The organism is Candidatus Nanosynbacter sp. TM7-087, from assembly GCF_022828365.1.
Lineage (GTDB): Bacteria > Patescibacteriota > Saccharimonadia > Saccharimonadales > Saccharimonadaceae > Nanosynbacter.
On the sequence record NZ_JAJQJU010000001.1, the window covers coordinates 469034 to 487657 of the forward strand.

An 18624-nucleotide genomic window follows, 5' to 3' on the forward strand; every position below is an offset into this window, starting at 1 on the left:
TGCTTAAAATTGTTCCAAAAAGTCCAATTTGCCGCTTTCAAAATGACGGACATCTTCGATTCCATACTTCATCATAACCAAGCGGTCGATTCCGCAACCAAAAGCAAATCCTGTATATTCATTCGGGTCAATTTGTGCCGCCCGAAGGACATTCGGATGAATCATTCCGCAGCCCAATAGCTCAATCCAACCCTCACCAGAACAAACTTTACAATCAGGATTTTTTCCTTCACAAAACGGACAACTTAACGCAAATTCAAAACTCGGCTCAGTGAACGGAAAGTAAAATGGATTAACGCGGACGTCAAGTTTCTTGCCATAATATTCCTGCAAAAATTCTTGTAGCGTGGCAATCAAATTACCAACATTAACTCGGCGTGAAACATACACGCCTTCGACTTGATAAAACGTATGCTCGTGGCGTGCATCCAAATCTTCGTTGCGAAAAACACGATCAGGAACGATAGCGGCAATAGCCTCGCCTTTTTCCAAATTGTCGCGATATTTCATCAACACGCGATTTTGCATAGTCGACGTATGTGCTGGAGCAATCAAACGATCGCCATTAGAATCAGTTTCCTCGGTCATAAACGTGTCATAATCGTCGCGCGCTGGATGACCTTTTGGAAAATTCAGACTCTCAAACATATGGAATTGATCGTCAATCTCTCTGGATTCTTCCGTAACAAATCCCATGCGATTAAAGATCTCAGAGATGCGCTCAATTTCAGCGCTCAGCGGATGAATCGTGCCTTGTTCGCTCGGCAAAAGTTCAGGTTTTGGAGAATTTACATCCATCGGCGCCGTAACATCAATCGGTTTCAAGTCAACTTTTTCCAGCTCTTCCAATCGCACAGCAATAGCCTGTTCAACAGCTTGTTTCAGCTCGTTAATCTGCTTGCCAAACGAACCACGCTCAACTGGCGGCAATGACTTGATTTGATCATACAATTCCCTAAGTCGTCGATCGCGCAAAAACTCACGCGGAGATTTGGATTGCGAAACCGCCAAAACTATTTCTCTTCTCAATTCGTCTAAGTCAACCATTTTATCGTCCTTGCATTAAAAACATTACAATCACCGCACCAGCCATAATAGCGATTAAAATCCACGCCCACGCCAAAGTCGTCGTCTGTTTCGTGCCTTCCAAATATCTTATGTCGTCGACGCCGTCCATAGTTGCTTTTTCTTGCAAACTCGAAGCCTTCGCCTTCTCTCTTAATTCCGCCGCAATTCGCTCTTGCAATTCACTACGCTGATCTTGTTGATTTACAAATAATCCCATAACTACAGTATAGCAAATTATGTTATAATAGTCGTGATATTACTTTAAGGAGGGAATATGGCTACGAAGAAAACTTCAAAGAAAGCCCCAGTTAAAGCCGCAGAAAAGAAAACCGCTGCCGCTAAGACTGAAACCAAAACGACCGTCAAGCGCGTCGTTGCTGAATCTACCGCTAAAAGCAAGCGTGTCAAACTAGATTCTAAATTACCAAACAACTTAATTAACATCGTCATTGCGGAAGTCATCGGCACATTCATTTTGACACTTGCCGCATTATTCGCATCAGATATTTTGTCATCAATGTATGTCGGTTTTGCGTTGATGTTCATCGTTGCAGCTATCGGCAGCATTTCTGGCGCACACGTAAACCCAGCTGTCACATTTGGTCTATGGACAATGCGTAAGCTAAAGACCGTACTTGTTCCATTTTACTGGGGCGCACAATTCCTCGGCGCAATGGCGGCTATCGTGCTTGTTGGCTCATTAACAAACGGCGGATTCGCCCTAAGCTTCGACCAATTTACTGCATTCTCTTGGAGCATCTTTGCGATGGAATTAGTCGGTACTGCTGTATTTGTATTTGGCATTGCCGCAGTGTTACAACGCAAAGAAATCAAAGCAGCTGGTCAAGCTTTTGGAATTGGCTTAGCATTGATGATTGGTCTTGTCGTATCTGGCTCAATCTCTTCGTACATTAAAAGTACTGCTATTGCAAAAATCCAAAAAGAGCAAAGTACTGCCCAAACTGAGAAAAATGGCCGCACTTACCCACGCGAAATCTACATCTCAGGAGCAACTTTGAACCCGGCAGTTTCTTTGGCTGTTACAGAGAAAACCGACTCTCAACTACGCAGCAACGGAGTATTGCCAGCTGAAGGCGAAAAAAGCTATTCACGCTTTAGCCTGGAAGTGATTGCCGCTACCCTAATCGGCGCAGCATTAGGCGGTAACCTATTTCTACTCGTCAATTACCGAAACAAAGACGAAGAATAGATTATAACTTCACAATAAAATATCCCGCTTAATCGGCGGGGTATTTTTTATGTCAATCTTCCTGAGTCGGCCGATCAATCAGCTCCGGCTGCGCTTGGTTATCGCCACCAGAAATTCGCACGACGTCCTTATCGATCTTCCCCAATTCCTTGTACGTATTGTTATAATGACCAACGGTCGTACTAAGACTCTTACCCATTTTTGTCATCAACTCGTCAAACTTTTTAATATGAACGCCCAATTGACCAACTCGAACTTGAATATCCTTAGCTTGCTCTTCAATCTGCAAACTACGAAGCCCCTGAAGAACAGTCTGCAGGTACGCGAGAAAACTAGTCGGGCTCACAATAATAACCCGCTTGTCCCGAAACGCATATTCGATCAAATCGCGACTCGAACCGCCCGTACCAACGTTGTTGATGAGTAAATCATAATATAGCGACTCTGACGGAATAAACATAAAGGCAAAGTCCATGGTGTTTTCGCGCGGACGAATATATTTACTAGTTTCGTCAATTCGCCCCTTAAGGTCAACCTTTACTTTATTTAGCCACATTTCACGCTCAGATTTTGTCTCGGCATTAATCATGCGATTGTAATTCTCCAAAGAAAATTTACTGTCCACTGGCAATATTTGACCCTTGTCCAGAAAAATAACCGCGTCAACAATTTCACCGTCCTTGAAGCGATATTGCATTTGATATTGCTTGGCTGGCAAAACATTATCCAACACACTTTCCAGATAAAACTCACCAAAAACACCACGCTGCTTTGGGTTTTGCAACACGTTTTGCAAAGTCTTCAGATCGGTCGCCACATCAACCACACGCTTATTGGTCTCATCTAATTTCGCCAATCGCTGCGTCACGTCAGCTACCAACTTCGCGCTTTCTGACAATTGTTTCTGTACGGAAGTCTGGACTTGCGCATTGCTTCGCTCCAACTTATCGCTAACGGATTCATTCAGTTTCGCAATAGTTCGCCCCAATTCCACGACATCGGTTTTAATTAGCTCGACGGATGATTGATTTTTTAGCTCGCTGATTTTTGATTGCAGGACAAATAAAGTCGCACCCAAACCAATAGTAATAACAATTAAGAGAATAATGATAATGATTTCCATACACTTAGTGTACAGTGATTATAGCGCCAAGACAACTCGTGCTAAGATTGCGAATAAAGTCATAAATAAAATTGCTGCGCCGTTGCCACGAATTCTATTTAACCAGATTAACGACAAATATACCAAAACTGTCGCCAAAACTACCCATAGCAATGACAAAATCCAAGATCCGCCAGCCCATAATGTAGCACCCCACAATGACACAGTTGCCGCGATCACTACTAGCAGAGGTCGCTTGATGCCAAATACCGCCAACACTGGAACTAGCATAATTCCCGCCAAAACCAACGCGACGTAAGATGCGATGCTTGTGCTGTTTGCGCAAATAGAAATATGCTCAGCGTTCGCGCAAAATACGGGTGTAATCATAAATTTATCAAACGCAAGTGCCAGCAACCAAATAGCCACGCCGCTAGCAACTAAAATCGCCAAAATCCTCAAGAAAACTCGCCTTGAAAATGGATATGTGTAATCTGATATTTCTTCACGGAAAATAGCTGACAATAATTTCATACGTAAATTGTAACGTAAACTTGTCAATATTGCAAATGTATATGCTTAAATATTATGCTTTTTCAGAAGATTCATCGGTTTATACCAAATAATCCCTACACAAGCAATCAATAATCCGCCAACAACGTCAAGCGGCGTATGCACCAGAGCAATAACCCGACCTACACATATTAAGATTGTCATAACCAGACAAACAACAGCCAGCCGCCAACTCTTTGCTCCGAAAAATACCGCCAGAGTGATTGCCATTGTGAACAGCGCATGATCAGACGGAAAACCCGGATTATTAAGGAATGACGCGCCGGCAGATACGCCCAGAATCTCGAACGGGCGCATTTGATCTGGTTGATAAATTGACCCGATGATTTTTGCTGCCACGTAAGCAGTCAAACCAGCCATCAGAACTTGGCTGTAAACTTGATACTTCTCTTTATTTGGAACCAACTTTATCAACGCGTACGCACCAATTAGCACGACCGGCACCACTAGTCCGTCAGCAATTAGCTTCACAATCCATTGCAAATCCATACTATAAGTATATCGCGTCAACGCTGGCCAGTAAACGCTTGCGGAAATCATTTTTCTATAGTACAATTATGCTTGCCGTTGGGATGTCGCCAAGTGGTAAGGCAGCGGGTTCTGGTCCCGCCATTCGGGGGTTCGAATCCCTCCATCCCAGCCAAATTTGAAATTTAGCAGCCAATTATTTGGCTGTTTTTTTCGTCGATAAATTTGCGCAAATCAACAAAATCCACATCACGAATACCAGAAAAATCGCAGCCACACTATTCACATTCTTTATCGTTGCGCCAAATATCACTGCCGCATGCCCATTCACAAACGCCAAAAAACTAATTACCGTCATAATCCCCAAACTCAAAAAACCAGCCGTCCTACTTGTTAGGGTAATTCTTTTTGACATATTCATACCAATTAAAAACGGCAACGACACAAGTTCTGCGATTACTAGTAATATCGCAATCGGAAGACTTAAATATGGCGTAATTCCCGCAGAAGTAAATACCGCAGAAAACTTCTCAAACGTAAATAATTGACATAATAATGGCACCATTATTAATAGTCCTGCAATCAATTTAACAATTTTATTCACTTTTCTAGACATAATTTCAGTATAGCTTGCGCGTCAAAAAAGCTCAAGCTTGTTGTATTTTTTACGAAAGCACTTGCACTTTTTATAAAAACGTCATAAAGTTAAATCAGCGAACGTTACAAAAATAAACACCATAAAACAGTATCTTTCGCTCTACGACAAATCCACCACAACTTAAAATACCCCGTCTCTATGGGGTATTTTTATTGGTCAATATCCGCGATTGTTCAGCGCGCCACTCGGCAATTTTTCCGTGGTGTCCGCTCAATAAAACATCCGGCACACGTAAACCTTTAAACTCCTCAGGTCGTGTATATTGTGGAAATTCCAACGTTTCTCCATCTGAAAAACTTTCAATTTCCGCAGACTTTTCGCCGCCCAAAACTCCAGGAATCAACCTAACAATAGAATCAATCATCATCATTGCCGCCAGCTCTCCGCCCGTCAGCACAAAATCACCAATACTCCATTGCTCATCAACTAGCTCTAAAATTCGCTCATCAACACCCTCGTATCGCCCGCAAATAAATATCACACCCCTGTCATCATCGGCTTCTTCCTGAGCTTTAGCCTGCTTCCAGCGTTGCCCTCGCGGACTCATTAACACCACCTTCGCTGTTTCATCTTGAGATTTCGCAAATTCTACCGCTTTCCATAACGGCTCAACCATAAGAAGCATCCCGTCGCCGCCGCCATAAGGAGTATCATCAACCTGACGACGAGGACCCAAACCAAACTCCCGTAGATTCACCGTCGTAAGCTCCACGATACCGTCTTTCTGAGCCTTCCACATCATGGAATTATTAAAAACTCCCGTTGTCATTTCTGGGAAAAGTGTAATTACCTGAAACTTTCTCATCTGTTACAGTGTAGCAAGTATTGACTTTTTTGTCCAGGTATGATATATATGTATTAGCTTTTGTTCAACCGAACAGAAGTAGCCCTTACATAGAAAGGACAACTACAATGACTACTACTGCTCTCATTTCCATGTTCATCGTCATGGTTCTCATCGTCGTCTCCCCGCTGATCGTGCGTGCCCTCACCAATATCATCTGGAGCGGCGGTAAGGTCGCTGCAGGTGGCCTCGTCGGCTACCTCACGAAGTACCTGGATAAGAAGGACGGCGAGTGAGTCAAGACTCAGTGGTGTTCCTGGTGGAAGTCCTTATGGTACTCCCGCCGGGGATACTCATTTTCTGGATCGACACGCTCCAACTACCCTTCCCACTAGAGGATGTTGGCGGTTGGATCTCTCGACCCATCACAAAGGGCTAACGCCCGCCAATGAGAATAGCTCGTTGAGACATTAAGTCTCGGCTTGAGCCTCTCGGCGGGCTATTTTCATGTCTTTTTATAGAAATTATTCCCCACCAAAAAACCGTCCCAGTAAGGACGGTTTTTTAGCACAAATAAGGCTCTCAATGGTTTCCCATTGTCTCGCATAGAGCTGTTCTCGCATAATGTCTGTGCTTGAACTGGTTTTAATTATATATCAAGATCGTCGAGTTCTGCAAGCTCTTTTCTGGTGTTTTCTGCGTAAGATGATCCATTTTCCACAGTTTCATCTGTTGAGTTATCCACAGAAGCACTACCGTTATAATCATTTTCTTCGCGCTCACCAGAAAAACCATCATTGTTAACAATCTTCAAGTTATATCGAGCGTCATTCTTTGCGCCCAAAGCTCGCAGAAGTGTACGCAAACTCTGTGCTGTACTGCCGCGCTTACCAATAACTCGACCCAAATCTGCTGGATTAACTGTCAATGTTAGTAAAACACCCTTTTCATCAATTGTTCGGTCTACTACGACGTCTTCTGGATGTCCAACCAACGCCTTTACAGTATATTCTACAAACTGCTGATCTATTGTTGACATTCTGCCCCTCCTCCTGGAATTAAACTGTATTTCCATTATACACGAGCAGTTTACGCCGTGCAAACTTTAATTATTTCTCGCCAGATTCTTTATATTTGGCAATTGCAGCGCGAGCAGCTTGCTGTTGAGCAACTTGCTTTGACGGACCAATTCCTCGCCCCATCATATTATCGCCAACAAAAACCCCAAGGGTAAAGACTTTGTCGTGATCTGGACCTTCTTCGCTCAGGACTTTATATACCGGCGTTTGATTGTCAACTCGCTGAGAAATCTCCTGCAAATACGACTTCGGATCACGCCAACTGCCCGACTCCAAAATTCCGTCCAGCTTAACAATTATATGCTTATGAATAAAATCGCGAGCGTCATCAAAACCGCGCTCCAAATAAATAGCGCCGATTACCGCCTCAAATGCATTAGCTAAAATCTGTAAATGCGCTCGCTCTGAGCCGTTTTTCTCACCTTTTGACATACGAATCAGCGGACCATAGCCTAACTTATCGCCAGCGTCGCCAATACTTTCCGTTCGCACCAAAGCTGCCCGCCAAGCAGTCAAAATTCCCTCTGGCTCAGAAAAATGCGTAAACAAATATTCCGTTACCGCCAATTCCAAAACTGCATCACCCAAAAATTCCAATCGCTCATTATGATGATGGACAGATTTTCGATGCTCATTAACATAACTGCGGTGGGTCAAAGCCGTGATTAGCAAATCCAAATTCTCAAACTCAAAACCTAATTTTTCGCGCGCAAAATCTTGATATGGCGCAGTGTTCATTCCGTTCATTTATAAATTCTCCTGTCTAATTCGTTTCATCGCCAAAAGAATCAGCTTGCCAATATCTTCATATTCAACTTCATCCAGCGCCTCATGAAAGCTAAACCATTTAAGGCCATTCATCCACTCTTCCTTTTGGAGTTTCTCATTAGGATCCAGCGCCTTAACTAGATAAACTTGCGTTGTCATCAATACTAATTTATCAATTCGACGATAACGAAAATTCACCTTGCCCAGCCAGCCGTGCAGCTCAATTTTCTTCAGTCCAGTTTCCTCACCGATTTCCCTACGAGCCGTCACCTGAGCCGTTTCGCCCGGCTCAATGTGTCCTTTGGGAATTGTCCAGCGGTCGCGAGCGTCCTGATATAGTAAAAATTCCGCCTCGCCCTTTTTATTACGACGAAAAATCACACCACCAGCAGTTGGCTCGCGTACAATTTCCTGAATCAATGGCTTCTTGCTGCCACTAAAATATTTTTTTATCTTATCAAAGTTGCTTGTTCTCACTGTCGGACTCCTCCACGAGAGTACGGAGTGCCGTGCCAAGCACGCCATTCACAAACTTACCCGAGTTATCCGAACCGAACGCTTTTGCTAATTCTACCGCTTCGTTAATCACTACTTTTGGCGGAACGGTATCTGCACAATATAGCAATTCATATAAACCAATTCTAAGTACCGCCCGGTCAATTCGCGGCAACTGACTGATAGGCCATTCTGGCGCCAATGGCTGCAATTTCTCATCCAATTGACTCTGTGTCGAAAGTATGCCGCTGATCAAATTATCAATAAATTCAATATCGTCAACTGATGATTTATATTCAGCCAAATTACGCTTTAAAATAGTCTTATAGTCAACATCGCTATCACCAACCTCTTTGCGAAATTCATGTTCATAAAGTGTTTGCAGTGCGACAATTCGTCCCAAATGACGGTTTGATGCCATTATTAAGCGTCCTGTTCGTAATTATTATTTTGTTGTTTTACCAGTTTCACGCTTGGTTGTCTTCACCTTAACTGGTGAAGTTGCGTTAACGCGACGTGCCAATTTTAATACCAAGTGGCTGCGACGAAGACCAGTTTTACGTGAACTACTCTGTTTCTTAGGTTGTGCCATAATTTATTCTCCTCTTTTAGGTTGTCATAAAACTTACGTACCATTATACCTTTTTTATTGGACAATCTCAAGGGCTTGTCCGCAAATTAGATAATAATATTGACTTTTTATGTCGTTTATGGTAATATATAGAGCATGAGTAAAGAACTATCACCAAATAGAGTAGAATCTAAAAATAAAACAACGACAACAGAATTTCCTAAAAAGTTAGGAGGGATAGCCCTGGCCCTCTCCCTAATAGCTGGAGGTACTCTCGTATATGTAGCAAGACAAGCCAATATGCCCGAGCAAAAACCTAGCACACAAGAAGAGATCGCTCGGTTTGTAGATGACTACAGAGAAGGAGCGGTAGACTTGCCTGATGATGCAGTAGTGGAGACGTTCACTATAGAAGAAGGCGGAAATATAGTTAAAGAAACCACCAAACTAGCCAAGGAGAACAACTTCAGCCAAGACGAAATGAATCATCTAGGTGAAAGCGTTCTAACGAGTACGCAGACAGCATACGACTTCAATAAAAAACAAGGAGCGGGACCTTCATCGTCAGTGGAAATGCAAAATGGCGATCAAGTCAAGACTGTTATTGCAGACGTAAATGACGACGGTAAACGAGACGTAGTGGTGGTAGAGATAACACGCTAAGTCAACTTAGCTAACAATATTCACCAACTTACCCGGAACATAAACCATCTTTTTAGGTGGTTTATTGTTTGTGAACTTCTGAACATTCTCATCAGCTAGGGCTGCCGCTTCAACACCCTGCTTGTCCATATCACTCGGTAGTTCAAGTTTCGCACGAAGCTTGCCGTTCACCTGAACTATAATAGTCATCACGCTGCTCTTTAGATATTTTTCATCCCACTTTGGCCAGTGACCAACATGAACTGTATCACCATGACCCATTTCATGCCACAATTCCTCTGTGATATGCGGAGCAAAAGGCGCCAAAATCTGAATCAAGCTTTCTAATGCAAATCGCCATTCATCTGACATGTCAATTCCGTGCGATTCTTTTATCTTATACAGACCATTGACCATTTCCATCATCGAAGCCACGGCCGTGTTAAACTTCTCATCTTCAATGTCACGAGTAACTTTTTTAATCGTCAAATGAGTTAATCGCAATAATTCTTGAACTGTTTTTTCATTCGCGTCAAGAGAATCGCTTGGATTCTTATCAACGAACTCCTGAACCAAGTTCCATGCTCGATTTAAGAACCTGTAAGTTCCCGGAACACCACGAGGGTCCCATGGCGCATCCATGTCATAAGGAGCAATGAACATTTCGTAAACTCGCAACGCATCAGCGCCATATCCACTATCCATAATCTCCATCGGATCAATGACATTACCCTTAGACTTGGACATTTTCTGACCGTCTGGTGCCATAATGTACGCATTGTACATCATTCGCTTGAAAGGTTCTGGAGTCGGAACGAGATCGAGCTTATAGAAAAATCGCATCCAAAAACGACTGTATAGCAAGTGAGCCACGGCGTGGTCGGCACCATTGTAATAATCAACCGGCATCCAATGGCTAATTCTCTCAGGATTCCATGCTTCATTATCATTGTGCGGGTCGAGATATCGTAAGAAATACCAGCTAGAGCAAGCATAACCATCCAAAGTATCGGTCTCGCGTCGACCTTCTACCCAATTGTCGCCATCAGGCTTACTTTCTGTAATCGGTACAGTTTTTCCAGTTTCAACATCCACCCATACTCGCACCCAATCATCAACCTGAGCCAAAACAGAAGTATTACCGCCCGTTGGCTTAAAGTTATCCACCTCTGGCAAAATCACCGGCAAGCATTCATCAGCCACGGCAATTGGCGCACGACCATCAACATGAACAATTGGAATCGGAGCACCCCAATAGCGCTGACGAGAAATTAGCCAATCGCGCATTTTATACGTGGTTTTGCTTCGCCCAGAATTCTGCTGCTCCAGCCACGCAACAATTTGCTCGCGAGCATCCTCACTCCTGGTCCCGTTAAATTGTCCGGAATTTATCAATTCACCTTCACCAGAATAACAGCCGACATCAGCTGAATGCTCAGGCTTATCAATAACCTGGACAATCGGCAAGTCAAACTTCTCGGCAAACGCAAAATCGCGCTCGTCGTGCGCTGGCACAGCCATGACTGCGCCGGTTCCATAGCCGCCCAAAACATAATCCGCCACCCAGATTGGCAATTTTTGACCATTGACTGGGTTTATGACATAACTTCCCGTAAATACGCCCGTTTTTTCTTTATTCTCTTGACGTTCAACATCAGATTTTTGTTGCGAAGCTTGGACATACGCTTCAACCTTTTCGCGCGTATCAGAATTGACCAACTGAGGAATCAGAGGATGCTCCGGCGCCAAAGCTACATACGTCGCGCCAAATAACGTATCAGGACGAGTTGTGAAAACTGTAATCTTGGAATCTTGATCGCTAACAGCAAACTCAACTTCCGCGCCGACCGATCGACCAATCCAATTCTTCTGCATGGTTTTAACCATTTCCGTCCAATCAAGTGCATCGGTTGCCTCTAAAATTTCATCTGCATACGCCGTAATTCGGAAAAACCACTGCTTGAGATTTCGCTTGGTTACAGGATTGCCGCAGCGCCAACATTTGCCACCTTCAACCTGTTCGTTAGCAAGCACTGTGTTATCAGTTTCGCACCACCATTGCGGCTGCTCTTTTTGATATGCCAAATCGTGCTTGTATAATTGCGTAAAAATCCACTGAGTCCATTTGTAATATTCTGGATCGGCTGTAGAAATTTCTTTTGTCCAATCATAACTAAACCCAAGTCGCTTCAATTGCTCCTTAAAGTGGACTTTCGCCTCATCGTGCGCTACACGTGGCGTTTTTCCGACTTTAATAGCGTAATTTTCAACCGGCAGACCAAAGCTATCCCAGCCGATTGGATGATAGACATTATAGCCCTGCTGGCGCTTGAATCGCGCCTTGATGTCAGCAAATTGAAAAGTACGACCGTGACCAATGTGAATTCCCGCCCCTGTAATCCCCGGAAGCATGCTCAAGCTGTAATATTTCTGTCGGGTCGTGTCATTAAAATCAACCGCGTAAGTGCCGTCAGCCTCCCATTTGTTTTGCCATTTTTGTTCAATTTCTGTCGGATTATAGCGTCTCATATCTGTAATTATAGCAAATAATCCCGCTCATTACGAACGGGATTATTATTAGGCAATTAAGTTATTTACCTAGTCGAGGTTGATGATAATCCGCTCGAATACCCTTCCATAAAACCTTCTATAAACTCTTTCAAGCTCTCAGCGTCCGACGGTGCCTTAATCTCCTCAGACTTGTTCATGTTAATGTCAAATGAAATTTCTACAGAAGCCTTCTTGCTATCACCTTTCAACTCTAAGGCTTTCAGTTCATGAGATGACCTATCAACCCACACCTTCAATGAAGATTCGTCAATAGATGATGATTCACTACTCTTGTAGCCATTCGATTTTCCACACTTACTGAGAGCCTTGCCTGCTGATGAATTTTTAAGCTCATCACTAAATTTCGATAATTTACTGTTATCACCCTGCAGTTCAAAACCACGCCCACCATTACGATCACTAATCTTTGAGTCTTTTATAGTGAAGAAGCTGTTCTTTTGATAAAGTTGAGCTACTTCCTTGCGAGCGCTTTCGTCATTCTGAAACTTTTTCAAAGCATCAATGCCACACTTGTATTCATCGCCGATTTCATCTGGAGAAATCTTCATCCATGTATTACCCATTTTATCTATCTCAGAGCTCATCTTCCTCAAAGTCTGATCACGATAAGCCTCTATTTGAGCCCTTGACATCTTACCGCCAGACGAAGACTCCATAACTATCTCAAGCAAAGTGCCATACAACTCCTTGAAGTTATTTATCTTCACATATATCGTCCCATCATCACCAAGAACCATATCACCATCTAGCGGAATACTCTTTTCAATTCCTTTGATATTAAGCTTAGCGTCAATATTCGCCTTTGACTTTCCCGAATCAGTAGCAGTCTTTACGTTTAGCTCTATTTTTCCTTGGTCGCGCATATCAACAACTACCTTACCGTTGGCAGTCATCTTCTTTGCCATAATAGCATTAGACACAGCATCCGTAACCATCTTTTCTGGATTCTGCCACCACAAGAAATAAACTAGCACAGCAGAAATAATAGCAATAAGAGCTATAACTCCCAGCACTATACCAATTATCAATCCCGTTTTCTTCTTTTTTGGTTGCATCGGTACGCCATTATATTGTGGCTGCGGTGCAGGTTGATTACCTTGATCCATCATTCCCCCTTGTTTTGTATAACTTGAATTTAACATATCACATTAATCTTTAAATTGTGAGAAAAATTGGTTTTTCCTAGCAATCCACTCCGGCGTTTGCCTGACTAAGTATTTATCGTCCTCAGTGCTATGAAGGTTGATTTTTATAGATTCCTCTAGCCATACGCCGCCGCTTGAACCCTTAAACAGAGCAACGCCTTCGGATTTCAATTTGTCGCGTACGAAAGACCCAGCCTCGATGGCATTCTTACATTCCTTCACCTGGCAACCTTTTTGACGAGCGGCCGGCGCCAAATATTGATTAGCCTTCTCACCAACCGTCACAACCCAATCCAACAAATCCGGGCTACAATGAGAACCAAGTTCAGCGTGAGCTTGCTCAAAAATCCCCTTTAAGCCATTCATATTGCCAAGCACAGCAATTCGCTGCGGAGTCTCAATTCGATACAAAGACTGCAAAGCCGCCAAGGCAGTCAACGGCGTCGAACTATAGCTATCATCAATCAACCAAGTATTATCCGCGCCCTTCAGCAAATTCATCCTGCCAGGCAGTGGACGCAAATTCTCTATACCTTTTTTTATATTCCCCTCAGTTTCACCAAACACATACCCAATAGCTGCCGCCACGATCGCTGGACGAATATTATGCTCGCCAATTAGCTTAACGTTGACTTCTAATCCATTAGGATTTTCTGGCGACATAATAAAGCCGTGATGTCCGTCTTTCAGGGAAAAATTACGATCGTCAAAATTATACTCCGCCACGGGATCACTTCCGTAAGTAGTGATATTAGGATTCGTCAAAAAGCTAGCAAAACGCCCGTCGATGTCATCACGATTTATCATCGCCATTCGCGAGAAATTCGCCAGCGAAATCATCTCATTCGCCACTTCCTCCAAGGAATATTCAACCTGCATTCGACCATTCGTCACAGAAGTTACAACCGTAATATCTGGCACAACATAAGCCTTAAACCAATCATTATAGCCAAGTTCCTTTGGATTAAATTCCTGAACAATTACCTGGACTTCCGGTTTTTCGGCCTTAATTCTCTTCTTTACGGCGCGCATCACTTTCCACCATTTGAACAAGCCTTTTTCAGGCATTTTCACACCCATCATCTGAAGGAAAACGTCTGCTTTCGTCTTCGGCTCTTCATTGCGAAGTTGAATATCAAATTGTTGCGCCAAAACCGTACCGATAGCTATTTTTGCGCTAGCCTTTCCGGCACTACCAGTTATTGCCACAAGCTTCACATCTGGATGAACAGCAAAAAATTCTCGCACTAATTTTGCTAGTTTTTCTTCCCTTTTTTTTGAAACAGTAACCATAACTATATCATACCATAAGCACTATAGAAGAGCTGCTACGCGCCCACCCGGGGCATATTTGAATATGTGTTTGTCTTTCAATTGGCAAGCATAGGAGAATGCCCCTATGCGTACCAGCTCATGTTTAATTATGCATTATCGCCCAAAAAAACACAAGCTTTATGTCTCACTGCGACTATTGATCTGCGTCGCCTATTATTTTCAATAGTTCTTGCTCATCGATGATTTTCGTGCCGTACTGCTCGGCCTTTTTCAATTTGCTAGCACCAACCTTACCGCCAGCCACCAAATATGTCGTGTCTTTAGAAACTGCAGTTTGAAAAACTCCACCGAGATTACGAATTTTATCCGCAGCAGCGTCGCGCCCCATAGATTTCAGAGTACCCGTGATGACAAAACTTTTTCCACTCAAAACACCAGCCTTTTTATTGAACCGAGGAACGACACCTAGCTCGGTGAATTTATTGAGTAATTTTACATTATCCTCATCAGCAAACCACGCCACTACAGATTCAGCAACAATTTCACCCACGCCATCAACTTGTCGCAAACCATCAATCGTCGCTTTCGCCAAATTTTCCATACTCTCAAAATGATTCGTCAGATCAATCGCCGTTTGCGCGCCAATATGACGGATTCCCAGACCGTACAAAAATCGTTCTAATTCTGGACTTTTTTTATCAGCAATTGCCGAGATTAACTTTTGTGCAGAAACATCAGCAAACCGATCCAGTTTCAGCAAATCGTCTTTAGTAAGTGTGAAAATATCCGCCAAATCACCGACCAAACCATTATCAATTAAAACCTCCACGTTCTTTTCGCCAAGCGTATCAATATCAAGCGCACCCTTAGACGCGAAATGCGCCAAAGCTCGCTTCAAAATCAGCGGACCACTAGAGCCCTTAACTCGATAAACGGCTTCACCTTCCGGTCGCACAAATTCCAACTCCGGATATTGCCGTTTTAATTCTGCCTCATAATCAATTGGCTCAGAATCTGCAGGTCGCAATTCCTTCAAGACACTCTCAACTTGCGGAATAATATCGCCAGCTTTAAAAATCACCACAGTGTCGCCTCGCCGAATATCCAAACGCTCAATTTCATCGGCGTTATGCAAACTGGCGTGCTGCACCGTAGTTCCCGCCACTACTACTGGATCGAACACAGCCACCGGAGTCGCCGCGCCAGTTCGCCCAATAGAAATTACTATATCCCGAACAATCGTTGTAGCTTCTTCAGCTGCATACTTATAAGCCACCGCCCCACGCGGATTTTTGCCCACCATCCCGAGATTGTCATATATCTCTCGATCGTTAATCTTAACAACTAGCCCGTCCGTATTAAACGGCAAATCATGACGTTTGTCGCTCCACTCGTTAACAAATTTCATCACATCAGACAAATTGTCAAAAACGCTAGCCTGCTGATTACAAGGAATCCCCAGCGCCGTCAAAGCCTCATAAGCAAAACTATTCGTCGGAACTTCCGAACCATCATCGCGAATCACATCATATCCGCGAAAATGCAACGGGCGCGCCGCCACCAGCGCAGGATCTAATTGACGAATTGTCCCCGCAGCCAAATTGCGCGGATTAGCAAATGTAGGCAGTCCTAGAGATTTCTGCCTTTTATTAAGCTCCTCAAAATCCCGTTTCAGCATGACAATTTCGCCACGAATCTCTGTCCGACCGTGCAAAAAATTCTCAAAACCCGCCACTTCACGCAGACGAAGCGGTACGTTTTTAATAGTCCGAACATTATTCGTTACATCTTCGCCGATAAAACTATCGCCACGTGTCACAGCTTGCGACAATACACCGTCGACATAAATCAACGCGCACGCCAAGCCATCCATTTTTATATCCGTAAAAAATTCATGTTGCTGACCTGGTATCAATTTATCAGTTCGCTCAATCCACGCCTCAACTTCACTTTTATTGAAAACGTCATTCAAACTAACCATTCGGCGCACGTGCTTTACTTTTTGAAAACCGTCGAGCAGCTTATTTCCAACTCGCTGCGTAGGACTATCGACAGTAATCAGCTCTGGGTGATCCGATTCAATTTTCTTCAGCTCGTCCATCAGACTGTCATAAACCGCATCGCTCACACTCGGCTTGTCTAAGGTGTAATATTCGTAGCTATAACGATTTAACAGGTCTTTGATTTCGTCAATTCTTGGTTTTTTTGGTGTCACTTTCAACCACCTTTCTGTAGAACAAATAGACATATACAGAAATCATAATTATCGTTACGTAGAGTAAAATCAAGCCAGTTGTTGGGACAATTGGCAACCAATCAATACCGCTAATCCAACCCTTCAGTGCTCCATCAAACAGAATCACCGGAATTAGAATAACAGCCCACAAAAGCACAGCCAAAACAACAGCCCACGCAAATCTCAGCAAAATCCTTAGTCTTCGTCCCGTCACAATATCGCCCGACAAACGCAGCGCGTGAAACGGATACATTCCCGGCAATGTTACGATGATCATCGCAAAAACCGTAGAAGTCGCCCAATAGACAGACATCGCCACTATCAGAATCGCCGCACCGCCAGCCGCCATCAGAATCGGCGTTTGATTTAACACTCCCGAAGCATTAAGCGCGCTATAAATAATCACAGCCACTGCCGCAGGAGCCATTTGAATTAGGAAAACCCCGATGACAATTATCAGCGCAATTATAGGCGATCCAGAACTATATAAGCCATCACGCATTTTCGGTTTTTTACCGATTAAAATAGCTCGCGTCAGCCAAACGGACGACAGCCAAGTTAATAGTCCCAGAAAGATTCCCGCCGCTTGCTGAACATTTCCACCAGCCGTTCCACTACCGGAAATATAACTAACCGCAACGCCAGAAAATAGGCTAATTGTTGTATAAATTCCGTCGAATCCATTCGACTCGGCCTGATTCATCACGTCTTTAAGTTGTTGGTATGTGTCTTGCGACATGACGCTGGCTAAGGCAAACGTCAATATCGACATGCCGATAATTAACGCCAAAAAAGTTTTCTTATTTCGCCACACTAGACGGCAAGCTTCGCTAGTCAGTGACCAATATCCTGGAATTTTAAGATCTCGTTGGTGATCTCGTCGCTTCGTTAACCGAAAACTATGATGAGGTCGACGCGCCAAAAAATTACGCCGCTGCTGATTCAATTTACTAAAGTCACGTTTAATACCAGGCCATACACCTTTTTTATGATCAGCATTTGGCTTCTTAGGATTCTTGACTACTCGTTTTTTGGAGGTTTTTGTTGCCATAATTACATCTTTGTTGCGTTATTTCTCAACCTTGCAATTCTATCTTCTAGCGGTGGATGAGTACTAAATAGTTTTGAGAAAAATCCGGGCTTCAAAGGATTATTCATGAACAAATTGGCAGTGGAAGAACTTTGTTTTTGCATTGGTCTGCCGTATTGGCGCAATTTCTCCAGCGCGCTTGCCAACCCTTCAGTATCTCGTGTCAATAGCACACCTGAGGCATCCGCCAGATATTCACGCTGCCTGCTGACCGCCAATTGAGTTATCGTTGCCAAAAGCGGCGCCAATATAACCACGATTAGCCCGAGAGCGTAGATGATAGGATTAACATCACTATCACGGTCGTCACTATAAAACATCATTCTAAGTGCCAAATCTGCAAATAACCCAATTGCGCTAACCAGACCAAAAGCAATCATACTCACGCGAATGTCGTAGTTGCGCACGTGACTCATTTCATGCGCCATAACCGCCTCCAGCTCACGCTTATCCATAATGTCTAAAAGCCCAGTAGTCGCACCAACAATTGCATGATTCGGGTCGCGACCAGTCGCAAAAGCGTTTGGAGCTGGATCATCGATAATATAGACTTTCGGCATCGGCACACCAGAAGCTATAGACAAATTTTCCACCACTCGCCAAAGTTCAGGAGCGTCATTTTTACTAATTTCCTGAGCGCCAGTCATCATCATAGCCAACTTGCCAGCTATGAAATATTGCAGCCAAGCATATAACATTGCACATATAAAAATGATGAGCGCTAATGAATAGCTATCAGTTGCCGCGCCGACAAATAAGCCGATAATTCCAATAATTATCACAAAGACCGACATTATCAATATTGTGTTGCGTTTGTTTTGAGAAACTGCATTGTACATATGTTAATTATACCAAAAATCGCCCGCTAAAAATAGGCGAGCGATTTTCA

21 protein-coding genes and 1 tRNA gene are annotated in these 18624 nt (G+C 43.5%); 4 read left to right on the top strand and 18 right to left on the bottom strand.

What is annotated here, in order from left to right; genetic code table 11:
* Positions 1-3 precede the first annotated feature (3 nt).
* Positions 4-1047, bottom strand: a complete 1044-nt coding sequence (gene pheS, locus LRM41_RS02510) for a phenylalanine--tRNA ligase subunit alpha (protein WP_243819321.1) — start codon at positions 1045-1047, stop codon at positions 4-6.
* A 1-nt stretch (position 1048) separates the two neighbouring features.
* The gene (locus LRM41_RS02515; RefSeq protein ID WP_129631287.1) at positions 1049-1285 is read right to left on the bottom strand and encodes a hypothetical protein; all 237 of its coding nucleotides are present in this window, start codon (positions 1283-1285) and stop codon (positions 1049-1051) included.
* A 57-nt stretch (positions 1286-1342) separates the two neighbouring features.
* On the opposite strand from LRM41_RS02515, the gene LRM41_RS02520 reads away from it, so the two are divergent.
* A complete protein-coding gene (locus tag LRM41_RS02520) occupies positions 1343-2278 on the top strand; it encodes an MIP/aquaporin family protein (protein ID WP_243819322.1) in 936 nt (311 codons plus the stop codon).
* 52 nt (positions 2279-2330) lie between these two features.
* Here LRM41_RS02520 and LRM41_RS02525 read toward each other — a convergent pair whose 3' ends face one another.
* The 3 genes from LRM41_RS02525 to LRM41_RS02535 are packed head-to-tail and all read right to left on the bottom strand — an operon-like array spanning position 2331 to position 4442.
* A complete protein-coding gene (locus LRM41_RS02525) occupies positions 2331-3401 on the bottom strand; it encodes a DNA recombination protein RmuC (protein ID WP_243819323.1) in 1071 nt (356 codons plus the stop codon).
* Positions 3402-3419: 18 nt separating this feature from the next.
* Positions 3420-3914, bottom strand: a complete 495-nt coding sequence (locus LRM41_RS02530; RefSeq protein ID WP_129637143.1) for a hypothetical protein — start codon at positions 3912-3914, stop codon at positions 3420-3422.
* 45 nt (positions 3915-3959) lie between these two features.
* Positions 3960-4442 (bottom strand): phosphatase PAP2 family protein, encoded by a 483-nt coding sequence (locus tag LRM41_RS02535; RefSeq protein ID WP_243819324.1) that lies wholly within the window; start codon positions 4440-4442, stop codon positions 3960-3962.
* Positions 4443-4521: 79 nt separating this feature from the next.
* On the opposite strand from LRM41_RS02535, the gene LRM41_RS02540 reads away from it, so the two are divergent.
* Positions 4522-4596: transfer RNA gene (locus LRM41_RS02540), tRNA-Gln, on the top strand.
* Between the two features lie 21 nt (positions 4597-4617).
* Here LRM41_RS02540 and LRM41_RS02545 read toward each other — a convergent pair.
* Together LRM41_RS02545 and trmD are read right to left on the bottom strand one after the other, a co-directional pair.
* The gene (locus LRM41_RS02545) at positions 4618-5037 is read right to left on the bottom strand and encodes a hypothetical protein (RefSeq protein WP_243819325.1); all 420 of its coding nucleotides are present in this window, start codon (positions 5035-5037) and stop codon (positions 4618-4620) included.
* 178 nt (positions 5038-5215) lie between these two features.
* Positions 5216-5884 (bottom strand): tRNA (guanosine(37)-N1)-methyltransferase TrmD, encoded by a 669-nt coding sequence (gene trmD / locus LRM41_RS02550; protein ID WP_243819326.1) that lies wholly within the window; start codon positions 5882-5884, stop codon positions 5216-5218.
* A gap of 107 nt (positions 5885-5991) precedes the next feature.
* Here trmD and LRM41_RS02555 point away from each other — a divergent pair, with 107 nt between their 5' ends.
* Entirely contained in the window at positions 5992-6159 is a 168-nt protein-coding gene (locus tag LRM41_RS02555; RefSeq protein ID WP_243819327.1) for a hypothetical protein, read from the top strand.
* A 353-nt stretch (positions 6160-6512) separates the two neighbouring features.
* Here LRM41_RS02555 and LRM41_RS02560 read toward each other — a convergent pair whose 3' ends face one another.
* The 5 genes from LRM41_RS02560 to LRM41_RS02580 form a co-directional block, all read right to left on the bottom strand.
* A complete protein-coding gene (locus LRM41_RS02560) occupies positions 6513-6902 on the bottom strand; it encodes a KH domain-containing protein (RefSeq protein ID WP_243819328.1) in 390 nt (129 codons plus the stop codon).
* A 70-nt stretch (positions 6903-6972) separates the two neighbouring features.
* Positions 6973-7689 carry a ribonuclease III gene (rnc, locus tag LRM41_RS02565; protein WP_178143025.1) on the bottom strand — a complete coding sequence of 239 codons (717 nt, stop codon included), beginning with the start codon at positions 7687-7689 and terminating at the stop codon, positions 6973-6975.
* Positions 7690-8187: an NUDIX hydrolase gene (locus tag LRM41_RS02570; protein WP_164999844.1), complete on the bottom strand. Its 498-nt coding sequence runs from the start codon at positions 8185-8187 to the stop codon at positions 7690-7692. It lies immediately after the preceding gene.
* A complete protein-coding gene (nusB, locus tag LRM41_RS02575; protein ID WP_129636594.1) occupies positions 8168-8626 on the bottom strand; it encodes a transcription antitermination factor NusB in 459 nt (152 codons plus the stop codon). Before nusB ends, LRM41_RS02570 begins: the two co-directional genes overlap by 20 nt.
* 24 nt (positions 8627-8650) lie before the next feature.
* Positions 8651-8797, bottom strand: a complete 147-nt coding sequence (locus LRM41_RS02580; RefSeq protein WP_243819329.1) for a hypothetical protein — start codon at positions 8795-8797, stop codon at positions 8651-8653.
* Between the two features lie 135 nt (positions 8798-8932).
* Between LRM41_RS02580 and LRM41_RS02585 the strand changes: the two genes are divergently transcribed.
* A complete protein-coding gene (locus LRM41_RS02585; RefSeq protein ID WP_243819330.1) occupies positions 8933-9439 on the top strand; it encodes a hypothetical protein in 507 nt (168 codons plus the stop codon).
* Positions 9440-9445: 6 nt separating this feature from the next.
* Here the strand turns inward: LRM41_RS02585 and leuS are convergent, their stop codons facing one another.
* From leuS to htpX, 6 genes are all read right to left on the bottom strand, one after another.
* The gene (gene leuS, locus LRM41_RS02590) at positions 9446-11947 is read right to left on the bottom strand and encodes a leucine--tRNA ligase (protein ID WP_243819331.1); all 2502 of its coding nucleotides are present in this window, start codon (positions 11945-11947) and stop codon (positions 9446-9448) included.
* 65 nt (positions 11948-12012) lie between these two features.
* Complete coding sequence (locus LRM41_RS02595; protein WP_243819332.1) at positions 12013-13098, bottom strand: hypothetical protein; 1086 nt, start codon at positions 13096-13098, stop codon at positions 12013-12015.
* A 39-nt stretch (positions 13099-13137) separates the two neighbouring features.
* Complete coding sequence (locus LRM41_RS02600; protein WP_243819333.1) at positions 13138-14427, bottom strand: glutamate ligase domain-containing protein; 1290 nt, start codon at positions 14425-14427, stop codon at positions 13138-13140.
* Between the two features lie 175 nt (positions 14428-14602).
* Entirely contained in the window at positions 14603-16624 is a 2022-nt protein-coding gene (gene ligA / locus LRM41_RS02605) for an NAD-dependent DNA ligase LigA (RefSeq protein WP_243819334.1), read from the bottom strand.
* Positions 16599-17696 carry a hypothetical protein gene (locus tag LRM41_RS02610; protein WP_243819335.1) on the bottom strand — a complete coding sequence of 366 codons (1098 nt, stop codon included), beginning with the start codon at positions 17694-17696 and terminating at the stop codon, positions 16599-16601. Before LRM41_RS02610 ends, ligA begins: the two co-directional genes overlap by 26 nt.
* Positions 17697-17698: 2 nt before the next feature.
* A complete protein-coding gene (gene htpX, locus LRM41_RS02615; protein ID WP_275973489.1) occupies positions 17699-18574 on the bottom strand; it encodes a zinc metalloprotease HtpX in 876 nt (291 codons plus the stop codon).
* Between the last annotated feature and the right edge of the window lie 50 nt (positions 18575-18624).